Source organism: Flavimarina sp. Hel_I_48, from assembly GCF_000733945.1.
GTDB lineage: Bacteria > Bacteroidota > Bacteroidia > Flavobacteriales > Flavobacteriaceae > Leeuwenhoekiella.
Genome location: NZ_JPOL01000002.1, coordinates 2,210,783 through 2,232,639, shown reverse-complemented (window position 1 = coordinate 2,232,639; position 21,857 = coordinate 2,210,783). Strand labels below are relative to the sequence as shown.

Annotated in this window: 20 protein-coding genes; 8 read left to right on the top strand and 12 right to left on the bottom strand. The window is 40.7% G+C overall.

The window, feature by feature from the left end:
* Positions 1-5 precede the first annotated feature (5 nt).
* The 3 genes from P162_RS09910 (at position 6) to P162_RS09900 (ending at position 1,953) form a co-directional block, all read left to right on the top strand.
* Positions 6-623 (top strand): ExbD/TolR family protein, encoded by a 618-nt coding sequence (locus tag P162_RS09910; protein WP_031427205.1) that lies wholly within the window; start codon positions 6-8, stop codon positions 621-623.
* Positions 624-640: 17 nt separating this feature from the next.
* Positions 641-1,123, top strand: coding sequence for an ExbD/TolR family protein (locus tag P162_RS09905; RefSeq protein ID WP_031427204.1), 483 nt, complete (start codon positions 641-643; stop codon positions 1,121-1,123).
* Between the two features lie 134 nt (positions 1,124-1,257).
* Complete coding sequence (locus P162_RS09900; RefSeq protein ID WP_051907852.1) at positions 1,258-1,953, top strand: porin family protein; 696 nt, start codon at positions 1,258-1,260, stop codon at positions 1,951-1,953.
* On the opposite strand, the gene P162_RS09895 is transcribed toward P162_RS09900, so the two are convergent.
* The 5 genes from P162_RS09895 to P162_RS09875 form a co-directional block, all read right to left on the bottom strand.
* Positions 1,948-2,424, bottom strand: a complete 477-nt coding sequence (locus tag P162_RS09895) for a hypothetical protein (protein ID WP_241077755.1) — start codon at positions 2,422-2,424, stop codon at positions 1,948-1,950. The genes P162_RS09900 and P162_RS09895 overlap by 6 nt on opposite strands.
* 182 nt (positions 2,425-2,606) lie before the next feature.
* The gene (rpoN, locus tag P162_RS09890) at positions 2,607-4,061 is read right to left on the bottom strand and encodes an RNA polymerase factor sigma-54 (RefSeq protein ID WP_031427201.1); all 1,455 of its coding nucleotides are present in this window, start codon (positions 4,059-4,061) and stop codon (positions 2,607-2,609) included.
* Positions 4,062-4,216: 155 nt separating this feature from the next.
* Entirely contained in the window at positions 4,217-5,659 is a 1,443-nt protein-coding gene (gene asnS / locus P162_RS09885; RefSeq protein WP_031427200.1) for an asparagine--tRNA ligase, read from the bottom strand.
* Between the two features lie 85 nt (positions 5,660-5,744).
* The gene (locus tag P162_RS09880; protein WP_031427199.1) at positions 5,745-6,254 is read right to left on the bottom strand and encodes a DUF1440 domain-containing protein; all 510 of its coding nucleotides are present in this window, start codon (positions 6,252-6,254) and stop codon (positions 5,745-5,747) included.
* Positions 6,255-6,353: 99 nt separating this feature from the next.
* Positions 6,354-7,502 carry a serine hydrolase domain-containing protein gene (locus P162_RS09875; RefSeq protein WP_031427198.1) on the bottom strand — a complete coding sequence of 383 codons (1,149 nt, stop codon included), beginning with the start codon at positions 7,500-7,502 and terminating at the stop codon, positions 6,354-6,356.
* Between the two features lie 173 nt (positions 7,503-7,675).
* Between P162_RS09875 and P162_RS09870 the strand changes: the two genes are divergently transcribed.
* Together P162_RS09870 and P162_RS09865 are read left to right on the top strand one after the other, a co-directional pair.
* Positions 7,676-8,146: an ankyrin repeat domain-containing protein gene (locus P162_RS09870; RefSeq protein ID WP_031427196.1), complete on the top strand. Its 471-nt coding sequence runs from the start codon at positions 7,676-7,678 to the stop codon at positions 8,144-8,146.
* Positions 8,143-8,724 carry a hypothetical protein gene (locus P162_RS09865; protein WP_031427195.1) on the top strand — a complete coding sequence of 194 codons (582 nt, stop codon included), beginning with the start codon at positions 8,143-8,145 and terminating at the stop codon, positions 8,722-8,724. Before P162_RS09870 ends, P162_RS09865 begins: the two co-directional genes overlap by 4 nt.
* 63 nt (positions 8,725-8,787) lie before the next feature.
* Here the strand turns inward: P162_RS09865 and P162_RS09860 are convergent, their stop codons facing one another.
* From P162_RS09860 to P162_RS09850, 3 genes are all read right to left on the bottom strand, one after another.
* A complete protein-coding gene (locus P162_RS09860) occupies positions 8,788-9,471 on the bottom strand; it encodes a PolC-type DNA polymerase III (RefSeq protein WP_051907851.1) in 684 nt (227 codons plus the stop codon).
* 202 nt (positions 9,472-9,673) lie between these two features.
* Complete coding sequence (locus P162_RS09855; RefSeq protein WP_031427193.1) at positions 9,674-11,578, bottom strand: DUF294 nucleotidyltransferase-like domain-containing protein; 1,905 nt, start codon at positions 11,576-11,578, stop codon at positions 9,674-9,676.
* 142 nt (positions 11,579-11,720) lie between these two features.
* On the bottom strand, positions 11,721-12,170 hold the full coding sequence (locus P162_RS09850) for a nucleoside deaminase (protein ID WP_031427192.1): 450 nt from the start codon (positions 12,168-12,170) through the stop codon (positions 11,721-11,723).
* 104 nt (positions 12,171-12,274) lie between these two features.
* Here P162_RS09850 and P162_RS09845 point away from each other — a divergent pair, with 104 nt between their 5' ends.
* On the top strand, positions 12,275-14,047 hold the full coding sequence (locus tag P162_RS09845; protein WP_031427191.1) for a 1-deoxy-D-xylulose-5-phosphate synthase: 1,773 nt from the start codon (positions 12,275-12,277) through the stop codon (positions 14,045-14,047).
* A 118-nt stretch (positions 14,048-14,165) separates the two neighbouring features.
* Here P162_RS09845 and P162_RS09840 read toward each other — a convergent pair whose 3' ends face one another.
* From P162_RS09840 to dgt, 4 genes are all read right to left on the bottom strand, one after another.
* Entirely contained in the window at positions 14,166-14,813 is a 648-nt protein-coding gene (locus tag P162_RS09840; protein WP_031427190.1) for a DsbA family oxidoreductase, read from the bottom strand.
* Between the two features lie 155 nt (positions 14,814-14,968).
* On the bottom strand, positions 14,969-15,532 hold the full coding sequence (locus P162_RS09835) for a carboxymuconolactone decarboxylase family protein (protein WP_031427188.1): 564 nt from the start codon (positions 15,530-15,532) through the stop codon (positions 14,969-14,971).
* Between the two features lie 60 nt (positions 15,533-15,592).
* Positions 15,593-16,180, bottom strand: coding sequence for a TetR/AcrR family transcriptional regulator (locus P162_RS09830; RefSeq protein ID WP_316931599.1), 588 nt, complete (start codon positions 16,178-16,180; stop codon positions 15,593-15,595).
* A 107-nt stretch (positions 16,181-16,287) separates the two neighbouring features.
* On the bottom strand, positions 16,288-17,619 hold the full coding sequence (dgt, locus tag P162_RS09825) for a dGTP triphosphohydrolase (RefSeq protein WP_031427186.1): 1,332 nt from the start codon (positions 17,617-17,619) through the stop codon (positions 16,288-16,290).
* Positions 17,620-17,805: 186 nt separating this feature from the next.
* On the opposite strand from dgt, the gene P162_RS09820 reads away from it, so the two are divergent.
* Both P162_RS09820 and P162_RS09815 read left to right on the top strand, forming a co-directional pair.
* Entirely contained in the window at positions 17,806-20,583 is a 2,778-nt protein-coding gene (locus P162_RS09820) for a TonB-dependent receptor (RefSeq protein ID WP_031427184.1), read from the top strand.
* A 35-nt stretch (positions 20,584-20,618) separates the two neighbouring features.
* Positions 20,619-21,839 carry a hypothetical protein gene (locus tag P162_RS09815; protein ID WP_031427183.1) on the top strand — a complete coding sequence of 407 codons (1,221 nt, stop codon included), beginning with the start codon at positions 20,619-20,621 and terminating at the stop codon, positions 21,837-21,839.
* Positions 21,840-21,857 lie beyond the last annotated feature (18 nt).

Here is a 21,857-nt window from a genome sequence, read left to right as displayed (position 1 = left end):
ATACTATGGCAAAGAGAGATGCACCAGAGGTGAATGCAGGATCGATGGCAGATATTGCCTTCTTATTGCTTATCTTCTTTCTGGTAACGACGACAATTGAGACAGATAGCGGTATTAGCCGTAAGCTGCCTCCTAAATTAGACGAGAACCAACCGCCACCACCTATTATTAAACAGCGTAATTTATTTGTGGTAAATGTAAATGCCAATGATGATCTTCTTGTTGAAGAAGAATCAATGGATTTAAAAGATTTACGTGCCGCCGCTGTAGAATTTTTGGACAACGGCGCTGGAACAGGTGATGATGCTTGTAATTACTGCCAGGGGGCTAAGGATGAAAGTTCATCTGTGAACCCTACCACGGCAATCATATCCCTGGTTAATAATAGAGGTACATCGTACAAACGGTATATTTCGGTACAAAACGAGCTTGTAGCTGCTTACAATCAGCTGCGTGATAGAGAATCTATGAAAATGTATAATGTCGCATTTACAGAAATGGAGAACACGTACAATGATCCTGGAACTTCGTCAAGCACGAAAGATAAGCTAAGGCCTAAATTAGAGAGAATTAGGGAAATGTTTCCTGAAAAACTTTCTGAGGCTGAACCTAAAAGTAATTAATCTAACAAAATATCAATATGGCTAAATTTGCAAAAAAGAAAAGTGGTGACCTGCCGGCAGTAAATACGGCTTCACTACCCGATATTGTTTTTATGTTACTTTTTTTCTTTATGGTTGCTACAACAATGCGAGAAACCACTTTGAAAATAAATAACAATTTGCCTACAGCCAATCAGATTGAAAAACTTGATAAAAAAGATCTTATCATGTATGTTTACGCTGGTAAGCCAAGCCCTAGGTATCAAAGTACCTATGGAACCGAAGCAAAAATACAACTGAACGATAAATTAGCTGATGTTAATGATATCCCAGGTTTTATTTACGAGGAGAGAGCTACAAAGCGAGAAGAACTTTTACCATTACTTACCACTGCGCTTAAAGTAGATGGTGATACGAATATGGGCCTAGTTTCAGACATAAAACAACATCTGAGAGATGTAGATGCACTTAAAATTAATTATGTGACTAAAAACGGTAATGCCGTTGAAGCCAATAACTAATTTAAAAAGTTTCAAAAATTTAAAAACGCTCCTATCAGAGCGTTTTTTTTGTGCCATATTTTCAAATAAAGTTTCTGAAATTTATTTAGTCTATACAATACCTTCGTTACCTACATCTAAAGTATCTTTATAGCATGAAATTTACGTATCTGTTGATTTTGTTTATGTGTTCGTTGGCCCCGGTGTACAGCCAGCAAACTATAAAAGATTCCGTTATTGACAACAAATACCGGGAAGATCAGTTTTATCTAGCGATTACCTTCAATCTGCTCGTTGACAAACCTGATGGCATATCTCAGAATGGTTTTAGCGGCGGTCTTCATTTTGGTTATATACGCGATATGCCAATCAATAAGAGACGCAATTTATCTATAGGATTAGGTGCCGGACTTTCAATGAATACTTATAATGAGAATCTTTTTATAGGTGAGCTGGAAAATGAAGAGACTGTTTTTCAGGTTTTAGGCCCAGGTCTGGATTATAATAAAAATTGGCTTTCTACGTATCAAATTGAAGTACCGCTGCAATTTCGATGGCGCACCTCAACAGCAGACACGTATAATTTTTGGAGAATCTATTCAGGGCTTCAACTAGGCTATATCTATGCGTATAAGGCAAATTTTGAACAACCGGGCAATCAAGTTATACAAACAGACATTCCCGAACTGGAGCGCTACAGGGTGGGTGCGACATTTGCCTTTGGCTATGCCAGCTTTAATTTCTACTTTTATTATAGCCTTGAACCCTTTTTTAAAAATGCGTATACGGTAGAAAATCAGACTATCGAACTAAATGCCTTTAAATTAGGCTTGATTTTCTACATTCTATAAGAAAAACAATAATCCTAATTGAGGCAGCGCACCTATTACCATTCCCATAAATAATTCAGAAGATGAATGTGCTTTCTGCTCTAATCTGGAGGAAGCAATCGCACCCGTAATAAAAAAGAGTACTCCAATAGCCATAAGAAGATTGCTGCCATAATGCATACTAAGCGCTATTATAAAGAAAAGAACTCCTGCAATACCTACCATGTGCAGACTTAATTTATAACGCAGCAGCGACGCTAAAAAGGCAATAATAGCTGAAACAAGTATTCCCAGGAAAAAGTAATAAAGCTCAGGAAATTCATATCCCTTTACAACTATAAAAAGAACGATTCCTGTAAGTATTACCTGAAAGAATAAAGGAGTCCTGCGTTGTTTTATATTTTCAACAAAAATACTATCTATCCTCCCCAAATTACGGAGCATAAAATAAAACAAACTTGGTACTATAATCGTGAGAATAGAAATTGCCATTAATTTGGCATACAAAAAGCTCTCCGGGATGAATTTAGGGGTAATCTTAAAATAAAGGACAGTGCCCAGAAGAGGCATAAATATAGGATGAAATACGTACGAAAAAGACCTCAAAAAGTATTTCATTATTAACGTAAGATTCTGATTTAAATCAACTAATGCCCTACAAAAGTAAGTTCTTTTTATATTTCTTTGCGCAAACGCGCTACGGGAACATCTAGTTGCTCCCTATATTTTGCCACAGTTCTTCTTGCTATGGGATAGCCCTTTTCTTTCAAAATCTTAGCGAGTTTATCATCGGTAAGCGGTTTACGCTTGTTTTCTTCCTGAATGGTAATTTCCAGTATTTTTTTGATCTCGCGGGTAGACACTTCTTCTCCCTGATCATTGGTCATACTTTCACTAAAAAAAACTTTTATCAGTTTAGTTCCGTAGGGTGTATCCACATATTTACTGTTGGCTACACGCGAAACCGTAGAAACGTCCATATCGATCTCCTCTGCAATATCTTTGAGGATCATGGGGCGCAGGTTACGTTCATCCCCGGTTAGAAAATATTCTTCCTGATAGTTCATGATCGCGCTCATGGTAACAAAAAGAGTCTGCTGGCGCTGTTTTATAGCCTCAATGAACCATTTTGCCGAATCTAGCTTTTGCTTAATAAACATAACCGCGTCTTTTTGCGATTTGCTTTTCTCTTTAGAAGCTTTATACCCTTTTAGCATATCACTGTATTCCCTTGAAACGTGCATTTGCGGCGCGTTCCTGCCATTCAGGCTTAAGTCAAGTTCCCCATCTGCAATGCGAATGGTAAAATCTGGGACAACGTGTTCCACAATACGGGAATTACTGCTATAGGAACTTCCAGGTTTAGGGTTAAGATGTTCTATTTCTTCAATAGCATTGCGCAGCTGATCTTCGGTGATATTGAATTTGGAAATTAGTTTGGCGTAATGCTTTTTTGTGAAATGGTCAAACGCATTCTCCAGGATATCAATTGCAAGACTAACAGACTCTGTAGCCTCCCTGCGCTTTAATTGAATCAAAAGACACTCTTCTAATCCGCGTGCACCTACTCCTGCGGGATCAAGGGTTTGAACAAGCATCAATATGCGCTCTATTTTATCAACCGAAGTATAGATGTTTTGGGTAAAAGCCATATCATCTACAATATCTGCCATAGAACGTCTTAAATAACCGCTCTCATCAACACTACCTATTAAAAATTTAGCGATTTGCAGCTCCTCTTCATCAAGCCGAAATGTATTTAGCTGGCCTTGTAGGTATTGTGTGAAAGAAGTACCAGAAGCATAGGGGATCTGCTTGTCCTCATCATCTGCACTGTAATTGCTTGCATTTAAGCGATAACTGGGTATCTCATCATCAGATAAATAATCATCTACGTTAATCTCGGTTTCTATAGATTCAGAATCCTGCTCTTCCTGATCTGTATTATCAAACTCTTCAAATTCGTCATTTGCTTCCTCTTTGCCGGAATCAAGTGCGGGGTTTTCCTCTAACTCCTGCTTTACGCGCTGTTCAAATGCCTGAGTAGGCAATTGAATCAGTTTCATCAACTGGATCTGCTGCGGCGAGAGCTTCTGGGAAAGCTTGAAGTTTAATTGTTGTTTGAGCATAAATCAGCTATAATAATACAAAAATAGACAAATAAGCACTAAAATTTACATGTGCTGTAGCGGTTAACGGGTAAGAAAGCTTTTAAGCATTAAAATACGTGGCTATCTTCCTACTCATATACCACACCGATATACGATAAAAAACCTATTTCAGTTTAAAATTCTGCATTTTGTGGAAACCTGGGATATGGGATCACGTCACGTATATTGCTCATACCGGTAACAAACAATACCAGACGTTCAAAACCAAGACCAAAGCCACTGTGTACACAAGTACCAAATCTACGGGTATCAAGATACCACCATAATTCCTTTTCAGAAATATCAAGGGCTTTCATTTTCTCCTGTAGCACTTCCAGGCGCTCTTCCCGTTGAGAACCTCCTACGATCTCACCTATACCGGGAAATAAAATGTCCATCGCCCGCACCGTTTTTTGATCATCATTGAGACGCATGTAAAACGCCTTTATTTTTGCAGGATAGTCAAACAAAATTACCGGACATTTAAAATGTTTTTCTACCAGGTAGCGCTCATGTTCGCTCTGTAGATCAGCTCCCCATTCCTCGATGGGGTACTTAAATTGTTTTTTCTTGTTTGGTTTGGAATTTTTAAGGATGTCAATGGCCTCGGTATAACTTACCCTTTTAAAGTTGTTTTCAAGTACAAAGCTCAGCTTTTCACGCAACTTCATGGGCGCGCGTTCTGCCGCGGGCTTTGACTTATCTTCATCTATTAAGCGCTGTTCCAGAAATTCAAGATCGTCCTGACAGTGCTCCAATGCGTATTTAATTACAAACTGAATAAAATCTTCCGCGAGATCCATATTTCCGTCAAGATCACAAAACGCCATTTCTGGTTCTATCATCCAGAATTCGGCCAAATGACGTGAAGTATTACTATTTTCTGCCCTAAATGTTGGGCCAAAAGTATACACCTTGCCCAGACCCATGGCAAAAGTCTCTGCTTCCAGCTGACCAGAAACTGTCAAATTTGTCTCTTTTCCGAAGAAATCCTTCTTGAAATCCACAGTTCCATCCTCATTTTTATGGGGATTTTTTAGATCCATCGCGGTTACCTTAAACATTTCGCCAGCACCTTCTGCATCACTCCCGGTAATTACCGGCGTATGTACATTAAAGTAACCGTTTTCCTGAAAATAATGGTGAATGGCGTAAGAAAGTTTAGAGCGCAAACGCATCACCGCACCAAAAGTGTTTGTGCGCACGCGTAAATGAGCCTGCTCCCTCAATTTCTCAAGACTGTGCCTTTTAGGCTGTAAAATGGTGCGTTTTACTTCTTCGGGATCAGCATCGCCCAGGATTGTAATTTCGATAGCCGCGACCTCAACTGCCTGTCCGCCGCCCTGGCTTTCTACCAGATTGCCTTTTACCGCAATAGCGGCGCCCACCGTAATACGCTTGAGCAACGCGTCATCTGTCTGCTCAAAATCTACTACGCACTGCAGGTTATTTATTGTAGAACCATCATTAAGGGCTATAAATCGATTTGCCCTAAACGAGCGTACCCATCCCTTAATTTCAAGTTCCTGTTGTCTGGGCTCCTGGCCCAGTATATATTGTATGTTTTTCTGTATCATTATCTATGCTATATGCGCAAAGATAATTTTTACTGCACAGCTTCTCAAACCTAAAGCTAAATTGATTTGGTCAACACCAAAAATTTTACTCCCTCAACTTTCTGGCAACAAATGCACGCACTACTTCTGCAGTAAGGCCAAAGGCTACATGCGCTATAAGTTCGTTCGCCTGAAGTTTCATCGGGATATCTTCTGGTTTTTCTTTTAAACCCAGCATGGGCAAAGAGGTTTCATGTGTACCCACCCAAGTGCTGGCGCCCAGCATTGCGCCATCAAAAAGACTTGTTTCCATATCGTCACGCTTGCCATAGCCGTAGGTCGCGCCTATACTTGCCCCAAAGGGGAAATTTACAAATTGCTCTGCCAGCTCTTTATTATTCGCACTTATGGGTTCACCGGTCACCACTACCGAAAGTTCATCTACCATTTTTAATTGTGCAGATTTTGTATCAGGTCTTCTAACGGGCAAAACCTGCTCAATGGCCACTTTTACCATAGTGCCAGCAAGACCTCCCAATACACCAGAAATTAATCCCCTACTTACATTTGAGGCCAGAGTATCTTTCTCTAACCAGGCTTCTATATTTGAACTCATTGTCTTTAATTTTAAATCAAATTTAAAAAAACCTGTCCTCTGACAGTTCGCATTTAACATGCTTTTTAATCCTGTAGCGCCTAAAGATTAGCTTGCGGTTTATAGCGCTTTGCCTAATAATTGCATAAAATTTTCAATTTTTGATGGCTCTAACCAGCGCAATACCACCACCAGATCGTTTGCTTTATCAACAACAATAAAATTACCGCCAAAACCTGCCGCATAATAAATATCTTCTGAAACGCCTTCCCAGTGACGAGGACCTTGTTTGTTTATCCACCACATATAGCCATAATTCACATTGGGCCGGGAAGGTTGAATGGCCTCCTTTATCCATCTTTCGGAAAGAAGCTGTTTACCTTTCCAGTTACCATTATTTAAAAACAATAGGCCAAAGCGCGCCATATCTTCCGTGCTAATAAACATTCCCCCACCAGAATGGCCACCACCTGTGACCGATTGCATATTTAGACCATCTATTATGGTAAAAGCATCATCATAACCGTACCAGCGCCAGGTGGTAGAAGCGCCAATAGGGTCCATAATTTTTTCTTTCAAGATCACAGGCAAAGGTTTGCGCCATACATTGGTAAGGGCGTAGGCCAACACGTTTACGCGCACATCATTGTATTCAAAAACAGTTCCCGGTTTGTTTAGTTCCCTATAGCGCCAATCGTCCAGTCCGCCCTCTTTTGGTGGCCGGTCTGCCCAGTCTGCACTGCCCCAGAGCGAACCGCTCCAGTCAGAATTTTGCTGTAATAGATGCTTCCAACTTACCCCAGCGTTGTGCTCGCCGTCAAAAGTTCCATCCCATACATAGCTGGAAACCGAATCATTGACTGATCCTATAATCTGCTCATCCACGGCAAGACCGGCAACCGTAGAAAGAAAACTTTTTGTAACACTAAAGGTCATATCAACGCGATGCGTATCGCCCCAGGACGCAACCAGATAACCATTTTTGATAATCATCCCGGCCGGGCCTCCCCGTTTTTTTGTTGGTCCTTGTATATCGTGAAAGGGTTCATGTTCAAAACCTTCGAGAATAGCTTGTCGCAAATCCCGAGAACCGGTATACTCATTTGCTTCGGCAAAATCAATGGCTTCCTGAAGATCTTTGGCAGTTATGCCCGCTTCTTTAGCGGAATGCTTTTCCCAATTGGGTCCAGATTCTGGAAAATAGCTTTCCTGAGCGTAAACGCCAGCGTAAAAAACAAACAGTAATATTCCTAAAAGATGAATTTTCATAAATAATTGGGCTTTTGCAGGCTAAAATAGGTATTCCGAAGTGAAAATTGGAAGTTTATTGGTACTGCCAACTCAAAATTAAGAGTATCTTTCTTAAATTAGACAATGACCAAATAGACTAAAGTGATACCACGCATGACGTATTTAATATATTTTATGCTACTTTTAAAATTATGAAAACAGATCAATTATTCGACGCTATACGCATAGGAGAGACCGCTCAGGTAGAATCACTTTTAAATGAAAACCCAGAGCTTATTCATGAAAAGGATGCGCGTGGCTCTACACCCCTGCTCCTGGCAACCTATTATGGCCATATGACTATTGCCGAAGTTTTAATGCAACGGGAAGGTACCATTAATGCTAAAGATGCTTCTGGAAACACCGCACTTATGGGCGTATGTTTTAAAGGCTATCCAGAAATTGCTAAAATGCTCATTCAAAAAGGAGCAGACGTTAATGTGCAAAACTTCAATGGCGCTACAGCGTTGATCTATGCGGCTACATTCAACCAAAAAGATATTATACAATTGCTGCTTCAAAATGGAGCTGATCCTGAACTAAAGGACTCCAGGGGACTTAAAGCTGTAGATCATGCAAAAATGCAGGGACTTAAAGATATCGTCAATATATTCGAAAAATGATTGAGGCACCCATAAAGGAATTGCAATCGGTAAGATTTAGAAATCGGGGCTACACGGGCAAAAAGTTACTTTTGCCCAGTGAAGAATACGCTTTTCTGAATTTCCTGACGCGTGCCCTTGGGGAAAATGTTTTTTTAATAGGTACGCGTCTGGGGCTTGATGTGTACTATTTATCAACCACCAGTAAAGCCTCCTTTATATCAAAGCATTTATGGTTTTTCCAAACGGACAAAAGTGATAAAAAAAATTCCTTAAGTATGGAAGAAAGGAATGGGACTGCTGTCCTTGATTTTTTTGACCATGCAGTGGAAAGTCTCTCCGGGCATCCCCAGTTATTTTTATCTACCAGTAAAAAACTTATTGCACGTTTTAACGATCTGGGGATAAAAACCCCTTTAAACAAGATGCTCTATACGTGCTTTGATAACCAACTCAATCGTTTGATTACTGAGGATCGCGTTCCTTTTTCTGCGAAAATAAAACAACTTAGGGAGGAAAAAGAAGAACCTTTTTTGAAAACGAATGATGCCAAGCAGCGGTTATTAAAAGCATTTTCTTCAAGAAACACCACAAATTAGTCAAAATCACCCTGAATTTAGGCAAAAAAAGCTATTTCCTACAACGCATTGTCTTCAAAAATTTTACCCCCTTGTTAAATGTTTATAGGTCAGTTGCCCTTTTACGTCAAGCCTACCTCTTATCTTTAGAAATGCAAGTGCTGTGATAAAGGCATCACCTGCTGCCTTGTGCCTGTCGGCTTTTTCTATTTTGAGATCTGCGCAAAGTTCATCAAGACTATACTGCTTATCCTTATTGAGAATATTGACCTGATGAATGGTTTTTTTATAAAGTATCCCTGTATCCAGCGCTTTGTTCTTAAGTTTTGGCGCGCCCAGGCGTTTTAATGCGTAATTGATAATGGCCAGGTCAAAACCCACATGATGACCTACCAAAACGCTGTTGCCTATAAATTTAAGAAATCCTTTTACCGCATCTTCTTCCGAAATTTGCTTTTGTTTACCCTGTTTTAGAATACCGTGTACGGGAACGGTTTCAGCCTTAAACTTCTCCTGATGGATATAATATTCATAAGTATCCCTCACATTTATCACATTTCCCTCAATTCCTATCGCGCCTATACTGAGCATACGATCATTGCGAACATCCAGACCGGTTGTTTCCGTATCAAAAACCACAAAACGAAGGGAATGAAGTGGCGCATTCTTAACCTTTTTTGCCTGAAAAGCAGCAGCATAGTCTTTATAGAAAGCAGGAGCGTTTTTCAATTTTCTATTAAAAAGGTCAAAAAATGGCAGTTTTATCATACTTTTTGAGGTTATAGGGTGATTTTTCTAACTAGCAATACGTTTATCTAATTTGAGAAAACCAGACTTAGGACTTAGGACTTAGGACTTAGGACTTAGGACTTAGGACTTAGGACTTAGGACTTAGGACTTAGGACAAAATTAAAAATTATCGAGCCATTCTACTTCAAATGTCTTAAATCTTACGTCTTTTTAAAGAAAACTATTTTAACTGATAGCGCACGGTAAGTATTTCCTGAATATCCCGTATAGGCCTAAAACATCTTTTTAATTTCAGCTTTTCGGCTTTATTTAAACTGGCAAGTTCTATAAAACGACCAGAATCGTCATGAAGCAAGCCCTGTTTTGTCCTGAATTTTAAAAGTGCCTTAAACGCATAGCTACAGCTTTCATAAACTTCCTTATTATTTTCTTCCAGTTCTGCAAGACGTTCAAAACGTCCCGCGGTATTGTTGATATTGCGTAGTTTATGGTGCAGGCTCAATACGCGTGCAGCATCTATAAGCGGCATCAATGCGCGTTGCTTGATATCAAAAAAGTCTTTGTGCTCCCCGCTTTCCTCCACCAGAAATTGACGGAAGAATCCTAGCAACGCCGGACTCTTGGTTGCGTCCCTTGCCATATGGCGATAAAAGAAAGTATTGCCGTCCAAAACTTCAAAAATTTGGTCAGACAGCGTAGTGACCAGTGGCGTATCTCCATAAACATAACTATAATCAAAGAAAATAGCAGACAACAACAAACTTTCTGGACTGGGGTTTGTGATCCATTGGGTAAACTGGGATTGCCACTCACTTAGGGATTGGCACCAGCGCGGGTTGCTGGCCATCATATCTGCCGTACAATACGCGTAGCCCACTTTATGCAATGTGCGTGTAACATGGCGCGCCAGCTCCAGAAAATATTCCTGGGTTACCTCATAATCTGCAGCGGGCACGTCCTCAAATACGATCGCGTTGTCCTGATCTGTGGTAAGTGTCTGTTCCTTTCTCCCCTGACTGCCCAGTGCCAGCCAGGCAAATTTGCACGGTGCCGGTGTTTCCATCTTTTTTAGGGAAATCTCGATCGCGCGTACGGTGATCGCATAGTTTATCTCATTGAGGATATTTAAGATCTGGGAAAGCGGCAGGTTTTGATCCAGGTATTTTTTGAGTAGTTCTCCGGTTTTGATCTTGATTTCGCGCAGCGTATTAGGTTTATCCGCCCGTTTTACCTCTTTAAGGAGCACTATGGGATTATTGGCAAAAGAAACTACTATATCCTGCTGCGTGATAAGACCCAGCAACTCCGTATCTGGTGTCCCATCCTGGGTAATACATAAATGACTGATGTCATTTTTAAGCATAATAAGTTGGGCCTGGGATACCGTGGGCCCTTTTTGAAAACATTTTACCGGCGCGCTCATGATCTGGGTAACCGGCTCTGTTATACTGTTTATTCCTGTTGCGATTTTATCCCTAAGATCCTGGTTAGTGATCATTCCCACGGGTTTCTTGTCCTTAATGACCACAATGCTGCCCACATGTTTGCTTACCATGATATTTGCCGCTTCCTTAATGGAGATTTCTGGTGCGCAGGTGACTGGATTTTTAGTGTATTTTGCTTTTTTCAGGTCTAAAATCTCACTGCCCCGCTCTACGGAATATTCGGTGAATAGTTTACCACTTTTTTCCAGTGCTCGCGGGTCACTTACGTTTGAGGCAAAACTGGCGATCAAAAAGTTGCTTACCTTTTTATTTTCCAGCGCCATGGGTAGAAACAGAGCTATGGGAATACCATACAATATGCTCTCTTCGTTTGCCGAAGCTGAGGATTGATAATCTTCTTTAGTGATCAGCGGCCGCAACCCAAACAGATCACCTTCATCGCAAATATCAACGATCTGTGGTTCTTTATTTTCTATTCTGAAAATGCGTACCGCACCGTCCTTTACCACATAGAACATCCCGTGGTTTGCTTCGTTTTCCTTGAAGATGGGTTTGTCTTTCTCTAAATAAATGACCTTTACCTCACCGGCAATGATGAGCAGGTTTTTCTCATCCATAAACTGAAATGGGGGAAATCCTTTTAAAAAATCATAAATGCGTTCGGCAATTGTGTTTTGCATGACAGGGGACGTTTGGATCGTTTGCGGTCAATGTAAATTTCGCATTTTATTATCGAATACCACCAAAGTCGATAAATAGGACATTTTTAGGCGTAAATCAGCATTAAACCGTTTAAATTCAGCATAAAACAAGACTTTTCATTCAATTTAGATTGCGTCGTTCTATGAAAAAACGTTTCAATAAAGCAGCAGCCTGATCTGCCATAATCCCCTGATGTACCCTGGTTTTGGGATGCAATTGCGTACCCATATGCTGATAGCCCCGCACAGGATCTGGCGCAGCGATCACAATATTTGAAATCTGGCTCCAGTACAATGCACCGGCGCACATTTGACAAGGTTCCAGCGTGATATAAAGTGTACAATCGGTAAGATATTTGCCTCCCAGATAGTTCGCTGCAGCGGTAATGGCCTGCATTTCAGCGTGCGCGGTGACATCATTGAGACGTTCGGTCAGATTGTGCGCGCGGGCGATTATTGTATTGTTTACCGTTATGACGGCACCTACTGGAATCTCGCCAAGTTCATAGGCGATCTCCGCTTCCTGCAGTGCTCTTTTCATAAAATAGGTATCGTCAAAAGGTTGTAGCATGGCACTGAATTTCGTCGCTTTGTATATTCGGATTAATTACCTGCAAGTAATTGATTTTTGACCACATTTTAAAAAATAATGTACACTTCGGCTACCTTTGCAGCATGTCTACAGATTTACTTTCACACCTTGATGACCCCGCAGATTTGCGGAAACTGCCCCCGGAAAAACTGGATGATCTCGCCAGGGAACTGCGCCAGTTTATCATTAACATAGTTGCGGTAAAAGAAGGGCATCTGGGTGCAAGCCTGGGTGTGGTGGAATTGACTATCGCCCTCCACTACATTTTTTACACCCCACGCGACAAGTTGATCTGGGATGTGGGACACCAGGCGTATGGGCATAAAATTCTTACGGGTCGGCGGGATATCTTTGAAACCAATAGGCAATATGGCGGTCTGAGCGGTTTTCCGCGTAGGGAAGAAAACCAATACGACGCCTTTGGGACTGGACACTCCAGCACTTCTATTTCTGCCGCGCTGGGCATGGCGATAGGCGCCCAACTCAAAGGTGACAAAAACCGACAACATATTGCGGTAATAGGCGATGCTTCCATCGCAAGCGGAATGGCCTTTGAAGCCCTCAACCATGCCGGCGCGACAAATGCTAACCTACTCGTGGTGCTCAATGACAATACGATGGGCATTGATCCCAGCGTGGGCGCTTTTAAAAACTACCTTTTTGAGCTAAAAAATGGTCATTCTGAAGCTAAAAATAGCTTTGAAGCACTTAATTTTAGCTATTATGGCCCTGTGGATGGGCATGATCTTAGCGCTCTTTTAGATGTTCTGAATAAATTAAAGAATGAAACCGGCCCGCGTTTATTGCATGTGATAACCACAAAAGGAAAAGGACTGAAACAAGCCGAGGCAGATCAGGTAAAGTACCACGCCCCTGGCCGATTTAATGCCAAAACGGGTGATCTAGAGCAATATCCTGCAGCACCTCAACCTCCCAAATATCAGGATGTTTTTGGCCATACCTTAGTAGAACTGGCCGAAACAAACGTAAAAATAATAGGTATCACTCCTGCCATGCCCACGGGGAGTTCCTTAAAATACATGATGCAACGCTTCCCGGAGCGCGCGTTTGATGTGGGCATTGCAGAACAACATGCGGTTACCCTTGCGGCAGGAATGGCCAGCGAAGGTTTTTCGGTCTTTTGTACTATTTATTCTACATTTTTACAGCGCGGTTATGACCAACTTATTCACGATGTGGCACTACAAAATTTACCTGTAATCTTTTGTCTGGACCGTGCCGGCCTTGTGGGTGAAGATGGTGCCACCCACCACGGTATTTTTGATATTGCCTATCTGCGCTGTATCCCAAATATGATCCTTTACGCTCCACGGAATGAAGAAACCCTTCGGAATATCCTGTTTACCGCGCAAAAAGGCTTGCAACATCCTATCGCCATTCGCTACCCAAGAGGAAGGGGAAATGTAATAGCATGGGAAACGCCGTTTGAAGAAGTCGCAATTGGCAAGGCCGAAAAACTGCGCGATGGAAACAAAATTGCTGTTTTGGTAACCGGAAATCTTACGGAGCGCACACTAAAAATTGCTTCAGAAAGTGAAAAGAAAGTAGCCGTTTACTATTTTGGTTTTATAAAACCACTTGATTTTGAAGCGTTAAATACCATTTTTGACCAATTTAAGGCTATTATCACCTTAGAAGATGGCGTAAAAATTGGTGGTTTCGGTTCCGCAATAGCGGAATATGCGGCTGAAAAGAATTATAAAGGCTCCATCAAAATCTTGGGCATTCCCGATCGCTTTATAGAACATGGGAGTATTGATGAATTACAAAAAGAAGCTGGAATAGATGTAGATACGATTAAAGAAATCCTGCGCGAACAGTTGAAACACTTATAAACAAGTGAACGATTAAATGGCCAACTTAAAGTGCATTCCTAAAAATACAATTCTGGATTTGAACCAATCTAAATCCAGAATACATACTAAGCTCAAATACTGAATAATTCTATTTCTGTTAAGCTTCCGCGGCTATTTCAGTTAGTATTTGTTTAAATACATCTACAGGTTGGGCGCCGGTCACGGCACTTTTACGATCAAAAACGATGGTGGGCACAGAATTCACTCCCGAATTTTTCCAATAATTCTGCTCGGTTCTTACGTGGTAACGCGCTTCTTCATTATCCAATGTAGACAAGCCTTCCTCTGCATTTAGGCCAACATCCAGCAACGCTTGTTTTAAAACCTCTCTTTTAGAAACATCTTTTCTTTCGCTAAAAAAGGCTTTGGTAAGCTGCATTTTTAGTTCGGTTTGCTTGCCGAATGCTTTGGCGTAATCCAGTAAGACATGCGCCTCAAAAGTATTGGCCATCCGCATTCCGTCAAAATAATCAAATGTAAAACCAAGTTCTTCGCCGGCATCTATCATACGCTGCTGCGACTCCTGCTGCTGCTCTTCCGTAGAACCGTATTTTTCTGCAATATGCTCTTTAAGATTTTGACCTTCTGCGGGCATATTGGGATTCAGTTCAAAGGGTTGCCATTCAATTTCGACCTGATCTTCCATATTCAGTACCGCAATTGCTTTTTCAAGCCGCTTATAACCTATGGTACACCAAGGGCAAACCACATCAGAAACGATATCTATCTTTATTTTATCTTTCATTTTTTGAAAATTTATCGATTGTAAGGTATAGTGCAAATTACGAACCATTCACGGCTCAAAAATGCGCTGAAAATATTTAAAATAGCTTTTGCTCCTTCATTAAAACATAAAGAAATGGCAAAAGCTATTTTCGAAATTATATTATTAAATACAGCCTATTTCTCAACATTTTCTTTTGACCACGCGTATTTCTCTGCACCTTTATCTACCGGGGTATTCGCAATGTGGTTGGTATAGTTGCTGATCACTTTTTGAGAAAGTCCCAAAATGATCTCCAATACCTGTCGTTCCTCATAACCGGCTGCATAAAACGCATCTAATTCTTCTTGTGAAACATTACCGCGGTTGCGTACAATTGAAAGTGTCATGGTGCGCAGGGCTTCCAATTTCTCATTTTCCAGAGGGGTCTCGTTGCGCAGAGCTTCGGTGATTGCATCGTCAACGCCCATAGATTTGGCAATCCCCGTGTGAGCAGGTACGCAATAATGACAAGCATGCTCTACATTTATAGCCTGCCAAACCACGGTCAATTCCTCTTTGTTAAAAGATGATTGTGTGAAAAGCTCGTGCAAGGTTTGATAGGCCTCAAGTAATTGGGGAGCCCCGGCCAACACGCCGTGCAATCCGGGAACCATCCCGTAAGCTTTCTTGGATTTTTCTAAAAACACCTTGCTTTCTTCAGGTGCAGATTCGATACTGTGAATTTTTAATGATGTCATAAGTTCAATTATTTCTGATTATTAAGTTTCTAAACGATTGTTTAGAAATGAGGCAAAAAATTAAGCGATGTGCTTAAAAATGTTTGTTATATAATTATCAAGTTGTTTTTTAGTGAATATCCGTGTGGCGGACGACAATCCAAACATGGAGATCAACAGAAAATCAGCCTGTTCTTCGATAGTCTCCTTATCCTTATTCTGGTCTTGTCTCAAACATTCGGCAAAAATGGCTTTAATATCTTCGGTAAATTTGGACAGAACATCCTTAATATTCACATCTGTTTCTTCACGGAGTTCATTAGCGGTATTGGTTACCAGACATCCCTTACCAAATTCAGTCTCTTTTGTAAATTCAATAAAATCGTAGAAATATTCCTGAATACCAGTAATCCCGTTTCCCGAAGCTTTCAATTTGACGATAAGTGCATTTAGCTTTTGCCTGTAACATTTCAAGCTTTCGATGAAAACACCGTTTTTATTGCCAAAACTGGAGTAAATTGAGAATTTATTGATTCCCATTTCCTTTTCCAGCATATGCATTGAAGTATTTTCATAACCATTTCTCCAAAATAGGTTCATGGCCTTTTCAATCACTTCTTCTTCTATATATTCTTTTTTTCTGGCCATTGTTCCTATACTACTCTGCAAAACTAACCAACCGTTTAGTAATCACGGACAGCTTAACAGAACTTTAAACAAATCATATAAAAAATTGAAGGTTTTATACCGCAGACTTAATATTTAATCTAAAGATTCTATTCTATATCTAATCCCTTAATTTTTTTATAAAAAAGTAACGCTTTACTATCGGTCAGCATGGAAATCTCACCGCAGATTGCGATCAAGGCATCGTAAACACTTGAAGGCTCAGCAATGATTGCCGAACCAAAAAGATTTTTTACCAGTTTATTATAATGCAGGGAATCGTCATCAATGCATTTTGTACGTGCATGTAGCAATGTGGTCAGGATCTCAAAACCAGCAATCTCCTTTTCAATAACTTCACGGCTCTGGTAGATTTTATCGACGCTTAGACTGATAATATCCTCAATCTGCGCTTTAAAACTGCTTTTTTCAAGCAGACCAACGTGAAATTCACCTTTTAAGATCTGCTCTTCGTTTGCCATAAACAAATTGACGGCTTCCCTGATCAGTGTATTGATCGCTAAGGCACGCAAATAACTCAGCCTGGATGCCGTGTCCTGCATCTGGTTATAGGTTTTCGTACTTATGGCACTGCCTACTAACTTTATAAGATATTCCAATGCAAATTCCTCCGGGATAAGCCCCAGGTTTATACCATCCTCAAAGTCGATAATCGTATAGCAGATATCATCAGCAGCTTCTACGAGAAAGGCGAGTGGATGCCGGGCAAAAGCCTGATCATCTACACTTCCCGTAGGCTTCATACCTAATTCTCTAGCTACCTCTTTAAAAAAGTCTTTATCATTCTGAAAAAAACCATACTTTTTATCTGCAATATTCTTTGTGGGTTTATGCGGTAGCGACTCCTTGGGATATTTAGTAAATGCACCTAAAGTAGCGTAAGAAAGTCGGATGCCGCCGGGAACGCCCGGTTTGGATTCATTGAGAATCCTAAAACCATTGGCATTACCTTCAAATTTGATAAGATCCTGGTATTCTTTCGCCGTTAGGCTATCCTTATAACGTGCGCCTTCGCCGTGCTCAAAATAAGCACCAATGGCTTTTTCGCCAGAATGGCCAAACGGCGGATTCCCGATATCGTGTGCCAGTGCCGCCGCAGCCACAATTGCCCCAAAATCACTGAAACGGTACCCATTTTCGGCTAAATTTGGGTATTTTTCGAGAAGTTTTTGCCCTACCAGCCTTCCTAAAGAACGCCCCACCACAGACACCTCAAGACTATGCGTTAAACGGGTGTGCACAAAATCTGTCTTACTGAGCGGGATGACCTGGGTCTTATCTTGCAAGCTCCTAAAGGCCGAAGAAAATATAATGCGGTCATAATCTACTTCAAAACCCAGACGGGTTTCATCTTGTTCCTTACGTTGACGTATCGCGGTATCGCCGAAGCGTTTTAATGAAAGTAACTGCTCCCAGTGCATCATAACTCCTTTGTTCTATTTGGCGCAAGATACATTTTTTGAAAAACAGAACAGAATCAACCACATCATCTTTCAACCACATGGTAACATTAAGCTAACGCAATGGTGACCCTAGTTTAATCCTGAGGTAACATTAGCATTACAGCCGTCCCGTTACTTTGCCCCCATATAAACTGAAACAACACAATGAGAGCAATCTATATACTTTTATTACTAATAACAACGGTATTTTCTGCCGGTGCACAAGAAAAAGGAAGTATAGTGGGCGTTTTAAGCGATAAAGAGGCAAATGGGGAACCCCTTCCATTTGCCACCGTCCAACTCAAAAACACAACAAAAGGTGGGACTACCGACTTTGATGGGCTTTATAAAATAGACAATGTAGATCCCGGTACTTATACATTGGTATTTAGTTTTGTGGGTTATGAAACCCTAGAAGTACCCAATGTAAACGTAGAATCTGGTAAGGTGACCACGATAAATTCCGGATTGGGCGCCAGTTCAGCAACGCTAGACGAGGTTTTGATCACGGTTACGACTTCAAGAGAATCTGAAGTTGCGCTCTTATTGGAGCAGAAAAACGCGGTAGCTATTCAGCAGAACATAGGCGCCGATGAATTAGCCAGAAAAGGGGTGAGCAACGCGGCTGCGGCGATTGCAAAAATATCAGGTGTATCTAAACAATCGGGAGGTACAGGCAACGTATATGTGCGGGGCTTAGGTGATCGCTATTTAAACACCACATATAACGGTCTTTCACTCCCGTCCAATGACATTGACAGAAAAAATATGAACCTGGATCTATTTCCTTCTGATATTATTCAGAACGTATCAGTGAGCAAGGCATATTCAACGAAGTTCTTTGGAGACTTTGCTGCCGGAAACATAGATGTGGTTGCTAAAGATTATAAGGGCAGGGGCTTTCTGGATATTGATCTGGGCACAGGGTTCAATTCGCGTGCAGCAGGCAAAAATTTCGTACGCAGTGAGGGTACAGGATATTTTGGATTCTATAATAGATACGACAACAATCCATTTGCAGTAATACTTTCTCACCCTGTAGATGCAGTTGATGGAGGAGAAGCAATCAACATCAATGGTTCTATTTCTGGAGGAAAATCTTTTGATCTTGGAGAAAGCCGCCTAAGTATTTTTGGTACAGCATCTTTTACAAATGATTTTGAGTATAGGAGAGGTTCTGCTGCAGACTTTACGACTCGGGTAAAAACAAGTTATAGCGACGTTGAAGAATATGAATATTCAACAACTACAACGGGAATGCTAAATCTCGCTTACCGAATAAGCAATGAACACCGCATTAATTTCAATTCTCTATTTCTAAACAGCTCTTCTGATGAGGTAGGGAATTTTGGGATAGATGGTAATGGTAGGAATAGAAATGCATTCCTCAATCAAGACGCAGGTTTTTTTACTAAAAATATTTTATTTAAAGAAGACCTCATCTTCGTAAATCAATTATCTGGAGTTGATCAGGTAGGTGAAAATTTTGAACTTACTTGGGGTGTGGGTTACAATAAGGTATTTGCTCATCAGCCAGATAGAAAGCGATTCAGTTTTGAGAACTATAATCTCGCCCTAGACGGTGATCCAAGTACTAATGCTTCGTTTTATGATAACGTCAACTTTGACAATCAGCGCTATTTTCAAGATATCGAGGACGAAGAACTCAATAGTCGCCTTAACCTTGAATATAAAGCGTCAGACAAGCTAAAATTTAACTTTGGATATAATGGGCGTACCAAAGAACGCTATTTTGAGAATATCCGCTACGGATATGATATTTTAGGAGTAAATGTAACCGTTGCTGACGTAAATAATCTGAATGACTTTTTTGATGTTAGCAACCTAGGCCAAAACTATGATACGTTTGTATTCAACAGTATAAGTCCTGAATTGGGTATAGATCAACGTAATTTTCCTGGTTTACCAGAGAATACATATACAGGTAACCTTGATATCCATGCGGGATATATCAATGCCGAAATCACGGCTGGAAAGTTTTTGATAGTACCTGGTGTTCGGGTAGAATCCATTAAACAGGCCATTAATTACAATGTGATAAACATCCGTAAAAATATAGATACTGTTAGTGCCTACACTAATGTATTCTTACCTAGCATTAATGTTAAGTATGCTCTCTCCGAAGATCAGAACTTACGTTTTTCAATCTCCAAAACCGCATCGCTACCAGAATTTAAAGAAGTAGCACCATTCCTTTACGAAGACGTAACAACCAGAGTAGGTGGTAATTCCGATCTGTTGGTAGGAACCACGGTAAGCGACATCTATAATTTAGACCTAAAATACGAGTGGTTCATGTCAAGTGGGGAGTTATTTTCCATCGCTGGTTTTGCCAAAGAAATTAAAGATCCGGTAAACAAAGTGATCTCCAATAGTGCCACAGGAGATCAGCGCTTTTTTAGAACTGGAGATAAAGCCAATGTTTATGGGGTTGAGCTGGAGTTAAGAAAAAACTTATTATCAGATCAGGACGAGAACAATATAATGTCAATGGGTTTGAATGCCACCTATATGTATACTGAGCAGAAACTAAGCAGCGTGAACGGACTCTTTTCTACTACACTGGACCGTACTGATCAGCTTCAAGGAGCTTCTCCATTTTTGCTTAATGCCGACGTGAGCTACTCTCCAACATTCGGAACATACAAACCTGTCGCCAATGTAGTATTCTCCTATTTTGCAGATCGTATTGACGCTTTAGGTTCTGGAAGTATTGGTAATCTCGTTGAAAAAAGCGTGACAAGTCTTGATTTTATTATGAGAAATGCTATTGGCGATCATCTGGAAATAAATCTTGGGGCTAAAAATTTACTCGATCCAAATTTTGAGTATGTAAGAGAAGGTACAGAGGCAGGAGATTTTACAACGTCAATCTACAAGAGAGGTATTGATTTTAGCCTCTCTGCCAAATACAAATTTTAATAACTGAACAAAAATTAATTAAATATTTAAAAGTGATGAAAATAAATTATTTATTTACAGGTTTGATTACGGCGGCCGCCCTCTTCGGTTCTTGTGAAGCTGACGATACTGCGGATATCGTTATAAATAGCACAGATAACAGTGTTGTAAACAATAATGGTGGTAACACCCCAACAACACCAACGGGGGAGCAGATAAATCTAACGGGAACCTACGATTCTGATCTTACCTTGGATCCTAACAATACATATACCATAACCGGGAGTATGATTATGGCTGAGGGTACAACCCTTACTATCCCAGCAGGCACAACCCTTAACGCTTTCGCTGGTGGAGCTAACGTTTATATCGCTATTTCCCAAGGAGCAAAAATTGATGCACAGGGAACTGCTGACGAACCTATTGTTATGACTTCTGGAGCTTCAAGCGCAAGACCTGGTGACTGGGGTGGACTTATCCTGTTGGGCAAGGCCCCTGTTAATTCTGCAGATGTAAGTGCAGGTGCTTTTGCCACTTCAGAAATTGGGAATCTAAAATATGGAGGGGTTGATGAAGCAGACAATTCTGGTATTTTGAGCTATGTACGTGTAGAATACTCTGGCGCAGCAGCAGACGGTCAATCTGAAAATAATGGATTTTCTTTTTATGGTGTAGGAAATGGAACTACAGTTGAATACATTGAAGCATTTAAAGGTACCGATGATGGCGTTGAGTTTTTTGGTGGAACCGTAAATGCAAACCACATTGTAGTCATTGACTGTGAAGATGATTCAATAGATTATACGGAAGGATATAGCGGTACGCTCACAGATGTTTACATCAGACATGGCGAGGAGCATGATCACGGTATTGAAGCTGATGGCTACAGCCCAGATTCAGGCAATAACGCAAACCCAGAATACTTTGCCAACCCAATATTCGAAAATTTCACCATAAATGGTATTGGTGAAAATAATGGTTTACGTGCTATTCTATTAAGGGAAGGTACGCAAGGAACATTTACAAATTTTGTTGTCAATGATTTTCAAATAGGCGTACAGATTAGAGGCGATGATTCTGCTGGTCCAACAGCTCAGCAAATTCTGGATGACAACCTCAACATCAATAACATCGCCTTTAATAATGTAGGAACACTATTAGATGTGCCTGCAGAAGATAACAGTGGCCCTGCTTTTACCATAGATCAATTAATTACCGAAGGTGAAGCTACAGGAACAGACTATGCCACTTGGGGTATAGGCTGGACTATTCAATAGCCACTTGATTCACTATAA